Here is a 12191-nt window from a genome sequence, read left to right as displayed (position 1 = left end):
AAACGCACCTAGTCTCTACTAAGTGCGTTCATGCTAGATTATACTGCTGGCTGAGGCTGTTCACTGACATGTACTGCTGGTTGACGGTCTTTCCAAGGCATGGCTTCCTCTAATTGTCTACCTAGCTGTAATAACGTCAATTCATCTGCAAATTTACCCGTCATTTGTAGACCAATTGGTAGGCCTGATTTACTTTCGGCTAAAGGCAATGATATGGAAGGCTGGCCTGTAGCATTGAATAAATTTGTAAACGGTGCATAAGTGAAAATTTGCTCTGTCCATTCAACAGCCGAAATGTTAGGATTGTTGGCATTTAATTCACCAATTTTAGCAGGAAGTGTGCCAATGGTTGGACTCAATAAAATATCATAGTCTTCAAAGAAGCCTGCTACTTGACGTGAAACGACTGCATTTGTATGAATAGCTTCCAATAAATCAGCCGCCTTTAATTGACCACCATATTCATAGCATTTCCAAATGGCTGCTTCAATATAGTCTGGAGAAACTGCTTTACCAGTTCCCGCTGCAGCCCCCTGAATCATGTGATAAATATTCGCTGTCCAAATAGCAACCGTCGCCTTTGTAAATGATGCTTGTTCATATTTCGGACGCGCCTCCACTACCTCGTGGCCTAGCTCCCTTAAAACTTGAACTGTTTTATGAACTGCTTCTATACATTCCGGATCGACAAATGCCCCAGAATTTGTTTCAGTTGTCCAAGCAATTTTTAGTGGGCGCACTGTTTCCTGGATAAGTTGTCCATACGGTGCATGTGTTACTTCTAATTTGGAATAGCTCCCTAAGTCAGGGCCTGCTACTTGATCCAATAAAACAGCTGTATCACGAATTGTACGCGTCACAGCGAACTCAATGGCAATACCATTTAAAGGCTCGCTATTGAATGGACCAGCTGGAACTCTTCCCCGTGTTGGCTTTAATCCCACTAACCCACTACAGGAAGCGGGAATACGAATAGAACCTCCACCATCATTGGCATGAGCGATTGGCACAATACCACTTGCCACAGCAGCTGCTGACCCACCACTCGAACCACCTGGACTATGAGTTAAATTCCACGGATTGCGCGTTGCACCATAAATAACTGCTTCAGTAGCTGCATTATAGCCAAACTCTGGTGTTGTCGTAGTACCTGCTAAAATTAAACCAGCCTTTCTAAAGCGCGCCATTAATTCACTATCGACGGGTATAACCGTATTTTCTCCAATACGACTCCCCATACTATGCGAAACACCCTCTGCATGTAGCACAAGCTCTTTAATTAAAAACGGAACACCTGCAAACGGCGCATTTTCATCAACCTTTTCAATTGCCTTGTCAGCCTGCTCTTCTAACACATTAACAACTGCATTAATGGATGGATTGACTTTTTTTATTCCTTCTAACGCTAGCTCCTTTAACTCCTGTGGTGTTACTTCCTTTGATTTTACTAGCTCTGCCAACCCAATACCGTCATAGGATGCATACTCTTGTAAATTCATATCATCACCTCGTATAGTAGTAATCTTGTAACTATAATGTACTGAATATTCTAAATTTAATATATTACCCGAAAGGATAATTCTGTTTTAAGTAGAATATAAATGCATAATAGAGAAACGAGGTGTTTTCATGTTTTTAGAAAATGATTTAGAAAACATTCTTAAAGCGAGCTATCATATTTCGAATATGAATGTGAAACAAAGCAATGAGGGGTTTAAACATGAACTATTGCAAACAATTAGTCAGCATCTCGGCTATCACCATATGTTATTTTGGGAAATAGCAAATAATGAGCTAACCGCCCCTGTGCTTTTTAATATAGAGAGTCATACGATTAATGACTATTTACAAAGATATAAAAACTTTGATCCATTACACCCTCAAAATATAAATACACAGCCTTCCATTCAGCTAATGAGTAGGAATGAAGTGATGTGCCTGCAAAAACAAACCCACTATAAAGAAGTTTTTTTGAAGGAAAATCGCTATGAAGATGAAATGGCCATGTATTTGAGGATAGACAATAGGCTCGTAGCCGTTATTGGCTTTTTAAGAAAAGCGGGAGAGAAGCTATTTAATGAAAAAGATATTTTAAAGTTAGTGTATTTGAAAAGAAATATCGAAAACATGTATTCCCTACATCGCTATTCACAGCCCTCCATCGTGTTGGAAATGACAGATCGAGAACGAGAAGTTTTAAAGTTTGTATTCAAAGGCTTGAAAAACATAGAAATCGCTAAGCAATTATTCGTCAGTGAAAATACAATCAAAAAACATCTTCAAAATCTATATAGAAAATTTCAAGTAACCAATCGTACTCAACTGCTGGCAAAGTGTTTGAAATATATTGATCATGTTTAGTAGGGTCATCCAAAGAATAATTTCCTGTTCGATACCCACATATTGTGACATTGAACTCTTATACAAACTGGACCCTTCTCTTATTAAAAAGATATGATTTGTCATTTGGACTATAGGGGTATCTACACTATATTCTGAGATGACATTAGAAAAGAGACATTTCGAAGATCGAAATGTCTCTTTTCTATCATGTTTGATAATTATTTATTACAGTCGTTCTTTTGCTATACTTTTATTTTGTTTTAGCAGTTTGAATAATCCATTTAGCTAAATTGTCTATTTGCCCTTCTACAGCAATCGGATCTCTAAACCATGACTCACTTTCAGTCCACAAGTATACTTTTCCATCTCGAATCGCAGGCAAGTTACCCCAAATCGGATCAGCCTGCAGTTCCTCCAACGTTGATTTTGTTGTTAATACCAAATAATCTCCAGTATATTCAGGAAGCATTTCTAGAGAAAACTCGTAAAATGATTCAGCTAGCATATGTTCTGGAACAGTTGAAGGTGGATTCGCACCTAATATTTCATACATAATTCGACCGCCGCGTCCAGACTTTGATCCGAATAAGAATACCTTTCCATCATACTCCTGCATGATAGAAACTGTCTCTCCCTCACCAAGTGCAGCTTGAACTTCATCACGTAATTTACCAGTGCGACTCTCAAAATCGGTAATCCATTGTTCAGCTACATTCTTTTTATCTAATAAATCACCGAAATAACGCATTTCCTCCTGAATGGTTTCAAAGCTATTATAAGGCATAGCCACTGTTGGCGCGATGAGTGAATATTTGTCCACTGCTTCTTCTTTATTAATATTTGTGATGATTAAATCTGGTTTCAATTCAACCAGTGCTTCTAGCGAATCTCCTACATCAGTTACACCGTCAAGCATCCCTTCTAAATACGGGCTTTCCATCAATAAAAAATCAGATGCAAGTGGTTGGACGTCAAGTGCCAACACGGTTCCTAAATAGGCAGGTGCTGCTATACGTTGTGGTTGTATAGGCACTTCTACATCTCCGAGTGCCGTCTTAATTGTTCGCATTTGGATATTGGCAGGTGCCTCTGACTTTACTTGATTTGATTTTGTTGCGCCACTCTTTCCGTTTGCCCCTTCTGGTGTTGTTCCACATCCTGATACGACCATAGTCAGACACAATAGTGCCATTGCTAATAGATTTTTCTTTCTAATTTCCATATCATTTCCTCCACCCAACATCAATTGATAATGAATATCATTACCATTTAAATGATACATTGCTGGATGTGGTGCAACAATGGACAAATTTGGCTTATTCATTGTATCTTTCGAACCTATATACTGATATTGCTTGCGGTATTCTCCTGGAGTTATGCCTGTTTGTTTCTTAAACATACGGTTAAAATAGACCGTGTCTGGATAACCAACATAAGCAGCTATTTCTTGTAGCGTCGCTTCGGTATCACACAGCAATTTTCGCGCCAAGTCTATGCGTAATCGAATCGTATAATCAAGTGGACTACATCCCATCTGCTCTTTGAATTTCCTCGAAACGTACTGTGGAGTGTAATTCATTTGCTGGGCCAACTGCTCCATAGAAATCATACCACGATAATTTTTTGCGATATAGCGGACAACTTGTTCTGTTAGAGATGGGGCGTGAGCATGCTCCATCTGCTCCTGTAACGTTGCATGTACGAAACGAATGAATTCCCCCTTGGCCTTCAGTCTTCTCAATTCATGGACATCCTTCATATTTTTCTCTTTGTCTAACTGCCCATTGTCTATTTGTTGCCAGTCGGTAAGCATTGTTTCTAGCATCTCCAACATAACGAGCGGTTCGGATGGTGACACTGCCCAGCTTTTCATAAATGGATTGTCTGTTTGCATCATCATATGAAACTCCCGCAATGCTGAAGCGGGTAAAGAAGCATTGTATAAAATCATGTAGGTGTCAAGAAAGTCAGCGGATTGAACCGTTATCCGCTGCCCCTTGCCGATATGTATTAAATGAAACCTTTCGGATAGCCATACTTCATCGTTTGTCCACAGTTCACCACGTCCATTTGCCACAAACATAAACATGCTTGCTGGTGTTACATAATCACAAATTTCGTCACCACCTCCAACTCGTTTTACCCGAATGTCCAGTACGCGAATGACGACTTGATTCCACAGTTGAATTTGTTCGCTTATATTCATAATATTGCCACGAAACGAACGTTATCTATCCTGTCCATTAGATTGCTCCTTCCCATGCATATTACAATTAGAATTATTTATGATAATCATTCTCATTTTGATTTTTGTTTCAAGATATGTCAAGGACAGTCAAATCATTTCTGGCTAGATGAAGGATTCCTATTAAGCGTAGCTTGTTAAACCGTTATGTGTAATTTATTTATGATTTCAAATAGCTTAAAACAACCTCTATTTTTTCTCATTAGGAAATTTCCCCATAGAAAAAATTGCACCACCAATTGGTAGAGTGTGTCTAACAAGTGGTGATGCAATTCTAATTTTAATTCTAACTATAGAGGTGCTCTTTTACTTAATTACTTTGCACTTTATACACTTTACTATCAAGCTGTCTATTTATTGCCTGCTGTAAAAATCGTGTGGCGGTAAATAGTTTTTCTTCATCAATATTCGTTTGCACACCTAAACGATGCAGGAAATTTACTAAATCATTTGTTGACACATTGCCACTTGCACCAGGGGCATAGGGGCAACCCCCTAAACCTCCAATAGCACTGTCGTATTTTGTAATCCCCAGCTCAAGTGCTGCAAAGATATTGGCTAAAGCACGGCCATACGTATCATGAAAATGAAGGGCAAACAAATCACTATCATATTGAGTGAGTAGCTCTGATAAAATAGCCTTTACTTGTACAGGATCCGCTACCCCAATTGTATCACCGAGTGAAATTTCAGAAACGCCCATTGCTAGATAGGCATCAATGATATCCTTTACTGTTTGAAGCTTTACTTCATCACCAAACGGACTGCCAAATACAGTTGAAATATAGCCTCTTAACGATATACCTTCACGATTTGCTACTTCAGCTACAGCTTTTAAGTTCTGTAAAGATTGGTTAATTGAAGCGTTTACATTACTTTGATTATGCTCCTCAGAGGCGGAGATAAATAACGCAATTTCATCAACCTTTTGTTGAATGGCTCCTTCTACCCCTTTCAAATTAGGCACAAGCGCTGCATACGTTATTTTTTCATCACGTGCGATTTGCTCAAACACTTCATGATGATCGGCTAAAGCTGGTATCCACTTTGGACTAACAAAAGAGGATACCTCGATATGACGGACACCTGTTTCACTTATTAAATTAATCCATTGCACTTTCAAATCAGTTGGAATAAAAATTTTCTCATTTTGTAAGCCGTCACGAGGACCAACTTCTCTTATTTCCACTTGTTTTGGTAAAGTCATAAAGATACACTTCCTTTAATTAAATGCCGAACAGCTGTAGCATAATCCAGCTTGATGCGTAGAATACCATGAATTGCACACCGGCCCCTACACCTAAAATACGATTTAATAAACCACCAACAGTTGCGACTGTAAATGTTAACACTACTCCTAGTAATTGTGCCTCGTTATAGGCAAGCAAAAATGCTAATCCGATGAACATTGCTACGATTGCTTCCTGGCTAATATATTTCAATACTAATACAGATGCTTTACGTGCATAATTCATCGCAAATGGATAAGCAATTAAAGCGGCTACACTAATACCGATTAACCCAAAAATGAAAAAGTCCCATGAAGACATTAGCGTGTGTAAGTTGTTAACTGGATCTACTGTAAAAATCGGTGGTGCATTAAATAAAGGTGATGCTGGTCCAAGTGCTACTGGGCTTAACGGAATACCGAATGCAATTAATGGAATAATCGCTTCAGCTATATATGTCGATTCCGTTACACCATTCATGACAGTAAGACTCGTTGTTGATTTTTTATAGGCACCTTTTGTACGTGAGCCTACAATTTCTCCCATCAATGACGTCATCCCGACAGGACTGAAGACAAATGTAAGGGAGGAAAGAAACGTTGTAATGCTCGTAAAAATGGTCTGCCTTTTCGATAAAATTTTAAATGGATTCGGGAAATAGCCTTTCCATGATTTCGTTTCGGGAGCAAGATTATATTGATTTGGCTTACTGCGTGCTAGATCATTTTTAGCAACAGAGGAAGCCGCCATTAAAATATTACAAAACATCGGTCCAATCGCAATTCCTAAAAAGAATGTAATACTTAAATGTTTATCCAGCATCGCGAAGCTAACGCTATCTAAAGCTTTAATGAAAAATGCAAATGGAATAATGATTAAAATACTTGCCCATTTTCCTTTTGAAAAGAATGCGATTAAAATAGCAGCAAGTGTAAAAATGATACCTGATGAAGATTTAAAAAAGTCGGCAAATTGACCTAAAAACTGCCCTAACAGTACAGCTGTTGGTAGGGCAATAAATGCACCGATAACGCCGCCAGAAATCATTTTACGTAGTGCAACGTGCGGCATGCCTAAACGGCGTAATGTATTGGCATGGTCGATTAACGGTACAGCCGTAGTATCCCCTGGAATCCCTAATAACGCAGTTGGGACAGCATGTGTTAAATGCTTAGCTAACACGCCTGCCATGAAAAAGGCGAATACCCCTTCAGGAGGCGCTCCCAGCAAAATAACTAACAATGTAATGGGTACCATAATTGCTGTTTCATCTGTACCTGAAATAAGTCCAATTATAGTAAAGATAGCTGCACCAAGAAGTGCAAATAAAAGAGCTATTACATAAATACTCATTTTTTATCCGCTCCCTTCAAGCCTTGTAAGCTAGAAAGAATACCAAAATCCTCAAGCTCCTTTTTTGTCACCGGATCTTCCTCGATTAAGCGTATTTCCTCGTCTATATCAATTTGTAAATCCTCAAATGCTTCCTTTAAAGAATGACTAGATGCTTCATCTTCTACTAAAATACGCTTTGGTTTAAAAAGAATCGTATTAATAGCAACAACAATCAGAATACCCGTGATTCCTGTTAACAGTGAATAAGAGTTAATCATTTGAGGTTCTGCAAACTTTGGAAAAACCCACTGACCAAACTGATAGCCTAAAAAGCTTGCGGCAACGCTTAAAATAATTGAAATAATTAATTGATTGCCAGAAACCGTGTCTCCTAAAATTTCAATAAACTTCTTTTCCTCTACCTTTTTTTGCCCATTGTATGGAGTATTCGCCATGTATTATTCACCTCGCAGAGAGTTTGTAATCTCTAAAACACGATCATAACGGAAATCCTTCTCTTCTACCGCCTGCTGCACAACACGATCAATAATATCGCCTGTAGCCCCAGCCATTACAGCCAAATTTTTCGCATGCAGACGCATATGACCAGATTGAATCCCCTCTGCTGAAAGTGCGCGTAAGCTTGCTAGATTTTCTACTAATCCTACTGCGGCAATGTAGCTTGCTAGCTCCTCTGCAGATTGCACATCCATAATTTTTAGCGCTGCTTTTGCAACAGGATGAGTCTTCGTAGCCCCTCCCACAATACCAACAGCTAATGGCAATTCCAACGTCCCAACAAGATTGCCTGCTTTATTCAGCTCCCACGTTGTTAAAGAACGATATCTACCAGAACGAGCAGCATAGGCATGAGCACCAGCCTCAACAGCACGTGTATCATTACCTGATGCTAATACCGCAGCAGTAATACCATTCATAACTCCTTTATTATGTGTGGCAGCCCGATACGGATCAGCATCTGCAAATTCGTAAGCACTTACAATATTTTTCGCAATCTCTATCCCCCCGAGCATTTCTGTCGAGAATTCACCACGCGCACGAACAATACGCTTATCTGCTAAATTTGAAATAATCCGTAGCACAACTCGTCCATTTGTAATCCGTTCGATTAATGGTGACACAGATTCCGCCATCGTATTAACAGCGTTTGCCCCCATTGCATCCTTTGTATCTACGATTAAATGGACAACAACCATTGTTTCTTTTGCTGTGTCGATTAAGTGCACTTCTATATCCTTCACTCCACCGCCTAACTTGACTAACGTTGGATCCTTTTCATTACAATGCTCGATGATCTCATTTTTATGTTCAAAAATTTTCGCCCTCGCTGCATGAGGGTCCTCAATATTTAATACCTGAATCTGTCCGCGCATAACTGTTCCCGAGCTGGAAGTAAAAATACCCCCTAACTCATATGCTGCACGGGCAGCATTACTAGCCGCAGCAATTACTGACGGCTCTTCAGTAGCCATCGGAATAAATACCTCTTTGCCATTCACCTTAAAGTTGGCCGCTACCCCTAGAGGCACTGAAATATGTCCAATAACATTTTCAACCATTGCATCAGCAAGCTCTAATGAAATTCCACTTTTTAAAGCTTCAACTTCCTCTTTGGTTAAATTTGACTTTTCAGCGATTAACTTAATTCGCTCTTCTACTGAAAGTAAATAAAATCCCTTAATACGTGAAGTCATCCCCATACCCCCAAAATTAAAAAAGTGTAATATAATTCAACTTAGTTGAATAACATTACACCAATTGTAAATTGTCTGAATAGTATTGTAAACAAGAAATTTGTATTTTCGATAATATTTACGTTTAAAAGAAAGATTTAATCCTCAACATAAATCGTTAATACCTTTGAGTTTTCTACAGAATTATTAATAAAGATATGCTCCTTTTTCCCAGAAAAATACGCAGAGTCACCCTCTTCTAAATTGTAAAATTTATGATCGTATTTCAAGACGATACTACCCGAAATGACATAAATAAATTCATCATTATCGTGAGTATAAGGAGCTAAATTTTCCGCCCCATTATGTACAGTAACAATAGAAGGATTGATATTGCTCATATAGCTCTTATTCGCTAACAGCTCATATTGATAGCCAAGTTCATTCGTCTCAACCGTCTCATTGCGTTCTTTTTTTGAGACAATCGAAATGCCATCAAATTGATCCTGAATAACAAACCAAGCCATTGGCACATCAAATATTTCAGCAATCTTAGACAATGTCACCAGACTCGGTGTCGCTTTGCCATTTTCTATTTTTGAAATATGGCTTTTCGTTAAATTAATCTGCGAAGCTAAATCATCCTGAGACATTTTATTTTTCTTCCGCATCTGCTTTATTTTTACTCCAACTTCTAGTAAGTTCATCTATTCCAGTCCCCTCGATCATTTCGGTTTTTACAATAACTATACTATATTTTTAAATGATGGATAGAAAAATACGGGAGTATAACACTCCTTCATTTTCGTCTGTTCAATTAAGTACTAAAAAGGTGTGCTAAAAGTTTCTCGACTTTTAGCACACCCTTCTACCATTATAGTGATGGGATTCACATCTTCTTAGGCTGAATCCCGCGAATCGTACTTTTTGAGATTGTTGCATTATGCTCCACAATAAACACTTTGAGAGGCCAAAATCAGCTTAAGTTGAACTGAAGACGGGGTAAAATTCTAGGGTAGTACGGTACAAGGAACGTTAAGAGGAATGGATATCTGATAATAAGTTTTCTGTCATCAAATCTGCCATTTAGGAGAATAATAAAATCTACCGTAATTTTATGTTAAAGAAAAACATAGGGAGATTTTTGTCTTCCTATGTTTCCATTCAAATTATTGATCTGTTTGTTCTTGCTTCTTTTTCAAATACGCCGCACGTATTTTCTCAAGTTGCTGCTTTTTATCAAATTGGGCTGGCTTGTTTTTTTCATGATACTTCGTCACAGCCGCCTTACCTTTAGTATCCAATTGATATTTCCCCACTTAGGTTCACCTACTTTTCCTGCCTTTAAAGAAATCTATTCAACAAATATAGTATACCTTATTTTACTGATATAAACCTTTTTCCTTTATTGGTGCACTTCTTAACCTTAAATTCAGTAAAAGCTTAGTAAATCATTCATAGCCAAATGTATTTAAAATATTTGTATCCTCACTCTTTTCAGATGCTGATACCTTTATCCTTATTTATTGTTACAATATTGCTCATCCTTTATGTATGGAGACGGCGGGGCTATGCCCTGTCGTCGTAGAACGCTGTTGTACCAAGGGTTTATAGCCTTCCAAACCATTTTGACCATACTTTTGACCATAAACGTGAAATTACGGGGACAAATCTAAATAATATTATTTTACTTCTTTGTATTATAATAATAAAAATAAATACAAAGGATTGATAAGCATGATACATAAACGATTACTCTACTATAAAATTATAAATATGCTAAACGAAGAATACTACCCATATTATCTAAATAAGTCAGATTCCCTTACTTTACCACCTTTTAAATCAATCGTTCCCGACATAATTAATTCTTGTATAGAAATTGATGCCAATGTAATTGATGTACAGAGATTAAAGAAAAACTTTTATAGGCAGGAGCTAAAAGAACGCTGGGTAAGCAATGAGTTAAAGAATACACGTGATATAAAAGATAGCTTCTATTATGAAATAAATCACAAAGCAAAAGCTATTTTTAATTTACCGCGCATTAATTCAAATATACTTGTCGACTTATATAGCGCGGAAGATTACCGAACATTATTAACAACAGAAACCGACAAATTATATACCTGGCAAAATGATATTAATTCGCTATTCATTCGCTACCCGTTCATAAATTCATTATCTTCTCAAGATTATATAGATGCAATTAAAAACGATATAGAGTTTTTAAGCTTAAACTATATAGCTTCGAACAAAACTCTTCACTTGATACCTGACGACGTTATCGACCATTTTGATCAGGGGAATTTCAATGAAATAATCGAATTTTTCCATACCGATGCCCGTTTAGTTAATTACGAAGAAAAAATCCATTTGGAAAGTTTCACTTATAACGAAGACATATTTGATTTAAATCTATTTTTAGAATTCTTCGATGAAACTGATAGAAAAATTATTAAATACCTACTTCATAGTCAATGCGGGCGCGACAGCTTAACACATACTATTTCCCTGAAATCTATTATGCGCCATTTAGATAAAGCACCTGATAAAATGAATTACTTGAATTTAATAAAAAGATTAGTAAACCTAAAGAATTTTTATACTAAAAATACAACGCCCAAATATAAATATGCTTCGCCATTTGGGATATTCTATTGCCTTAAGTTTAATTTAGTTGTAAATAAAGAGCCTGTTATTGAATCAACCGCTGTAACTTATGTAATGAATCCAGATTTGGTTAAAGTATATTAGGATTAATAAATGGAATATTTTAAAGGCACTTGTCTATAATATAGCATCAAAATTTAAAGGTGGTGCAAACGTGAATAAAGACAAGTTTCTTAAACTTAATAATAAGGACCGCGTTACTTTCGTTAATGATTTATTAAAAAATAAAGCATTTGATTTGCAACAAGTTGCCGATCACATCGGCATCAAATACTCAACATTCACAAAAGTAATGCAAGAGGATGATTTCGTTTATATTAAGCGCGAGAACCAATACTACAAATTCGTACGTGATGAAAATGCGATTTCATCCGCTGAAAACTTTGAGAACGAACTTACAGCTTTTCTTAACGAAAATTTAGATACGCTTAAATCAATGATTGATAAACATAAGCGTAATGATGACTTCACAATTGATAAAAAGATATTTGCTTCAAAACTCTCAACAAAGACATTTCGTATGCCAGAAGAGTTATACCAGCAGTTTGTCCGCACTTGCGAAAAGGAATTCCCACATTTAAAAATTCAAGATATTATCGCGCAACTACTATCGGACTTTACTGATAAATACAAATAACCGCTGTTATTCCTTTTGGAGTAACGGCGGTTATT

General features: G+C 37.3%; 11 protein-coding genes. 3 read left to right on the top strand and 8 right to left on the bottom strand.

Going from position 1 to position 12191, the window contains the following annotated elements:
- Positions 1–38: 38 nt before the first annotated feature.
- Complete coding sequence (locus HCH28_RS12685; RefSeq protein WP_221681222.1) at positions 39–1499, bottom strand: amidase; 1461 nt, start codon at positions 1497–1499, stop codon at positions 39–41.
- 130 nt (positions 1500–1629) lie between these two features.
- On the opposite strand from HCH28_RS12685, the gene HCH28_RS12680 reads away from it, so the two are divergent.
- On the top strand, positions 1630–2361 hold the full coding sequence (locus HCH28_RS12680; RefSeq protein ID WP_221681221.1) for a response regulator transcription factor: 732 nt from the start codon (positions 1630–1632) through the stop codon (positions 2359–2361).
- Positions 2362–2593: 232 nt separating this feature from the next.
- Here the strand turns inward: HCH28_RS12680 and HCH28_RS12675 are convergent, their stop codons facing one another.
- From HCH28_RS12675 to HCH28_RS12645, 7 genes are all read right to left on the bottom strand, one after another.
- Positions 2594–4549 (bottom strand): AraC family transcriptional regulator, encoded by a 1956-nt coding sequence (locus HCH28_RS12675; protein ID WP_221681220.1) that lies wholly within the window; start codon positions 4547–4549, stop codon positions 2594–2596.
- A gap of 349 nt (positions 4550–4898) precedes the next feature.
- Complete coding sequence (locus HCH28_RS12670) at positions 4899–5795, bottom strand: hydroxymethylglutaryl-CoA lyase (protein ID WP_221681219.1); 897 nt, start codon at positions 5793–5795, stop codon at positions 4899–4901.
- A 19-nt stretch (positions 5796–5814) separates the two neighbouring features.
- Positions 5815–7170 carry a tripartite tricarboxylate transporter permease gene (locus tag HCH28_RS12665; RefSeq protein ID WP_004228168.1) on the bottom strand — a complete coding sequence of 452 codons (1356 nt, stop codon included), beginning with the start codon at positions 7168–7170 and terminating at the stop codon, positions 5815–5817.
- Positions 7167–7607 (bottom strand): hypothetical protein, encoded by a 441-nt coding sequence (locus HCH28_RS12660; protein WP_221681218.1) that lies wholly within the window; start codon positions 7605–7607, stop codon positions 7167–7169. The genes HCH28_RS12665 and HCH28_RS12660 overlap by 4 nt, the downstream gene beginning before the upstream one ends.
- 3 nt (positions 7608–7610) lie before the next feature.
- Positions 7611–8867: a hydroxymethylglutaryl-CoA reductase, degradative gene (locus HCH28_RS12655; protein ID WP_036078712.1), complete on the bottom strand. Its 1257-nt coding sequence runs from the start codon at positions 8865–8867 to the stop codon at positions 7611–7613.
- A 137-nt stretch (positions 8868–9004) separates the two neighbouring features.
- Entirely contained in the window at positions 9005–9553 is a 549-nt protein-coding gene (locus HCH28_RS12650) for a helix-turn-helix domain-containing protein (RefSeq protein ID WP_112116562.1), read from the bottom strand.
- Positions 9554–10015: 462 nt separating this feature from the next.
- Positions 10016–10165 (bottom strand): hypothetical protein, encoded by a 150-nt coding sequence (locus tag HCH28_RS12645; RefSeq protein WP_009373145.1) that lies wholly within the window; start codon positions 10163–10165, stop codon positions 10016–10018.
- A 418-nt stretch (positions 10166–10583) separates the two neighbouring features.
- Here HCH28_RS12645 and HCH28_RS12640 point away from each other — a divergent pair, with 418 nt between their 5' ends.
- Together HCH28_RS12640 and HCH28_RS12635 are read left to right on the top strand one after the other, a co-directional pair.
- A complete protein-coding gene (locus tag HCH28_RS12640; protein WP_221681217.1) occupies positions 10584–11603 on the top strand; it encodes a hypothetical protein in 1020 nt (339 codons plus the stop codon).
- Between the two features lie 70 nt (positions 11604–11673).
- Entirely contained in the window at positions 11674–12156 is a 483-nt protein-coding gene (locus HCH28_RS12635) for a hypothetical protein (RefSeq protein WP_221681216.1), read from the top strand.
- The last annotated feature ends 35 nt before the right edge of the window (positions 12157–12191 follow it).

Origin of the sequence: Lysinibacillus sp. K60 (assembly GCF_019731275.1) — a bacterium.
Classification (GTDB): domain Bacteria; phylum Bacillota; class Bacilli; order Bacillales_A; family Planococcaceae; genus Lysinibacillus; species Lysinibacillus capsici.
Note: the sequence above shows the minus strand (reverse complement) of the source record. Positions and strands in the feature narration are given on the sequence as shown.

Excerpts from the sequence above, each read along its gene's own strand:
- HCH28_RS12675 (WP_221681220.1), bottom strand. The coding sequence starts at position 4,549 with ATGAATATAAGCGAACAAATTCAACTGTGGAATCAAGTCGTCATTCGC.
- HCH28_RS12650 (WP_112116562.1), bottom strand. The coding sequence starts at position 9,553 with ATGAACTTACTAGAAGTTGGAGTAAAAATAAAGCAGATGCGGAAGAAA.
- HCH28_RS12660 (WP_221681218.1), bottom strand. The coding sequence starts at position 7,607 with ATGGCGAATACTCCATACAATGGGCAAAAAAAGGTAGAGGAAAAGAAG.
- HCH28_RS12655 (WP_036078712.1), bottom strand. The coding sequence starts at position 8,867 with ATGACTTCACGTATTAAGGGATTTTATTTACTTTCAGTAGAAGAGCGA.
- HCH28_RS12680 (WP_221681221.1), top strand. The coding sequence starts at position 1,630 with ATGTTTTTAGAAAATGATTTAGAAAACATTCTTAAAGCGAGCTATCAT.
- HCH28_RS12640 (WP_221681217.1), top strand. The coding sequence starts at position 10,584 with ATGATACATAAACGATTACTCTACTATAAAATTATAAATATGCTAAAC.
- HCH28_RS12670 (WP_221681219.1), bottom strand. The coding sequence starts at position 5,795 with ATGACTTTACCAAAACAAGTGGAAATAAGAGAAGTTGGTCCTCGTGAC.
- HCH28_RS12665 (WP_004228168.1), bottom strand. The coding sequence starts at position 7,170 with ATGAGTATTTATGTAATAGCTCTTTTATTTGCACTTCTTGGTGCAGCT.
- HCH28_RS12685 (WP_221681222.1), bottom strand. The coding sequence starts at position 1,499 with ATGAATTTACAAGAGTATGCATCCTATGACGGTATTGGGTTGGCAGAG.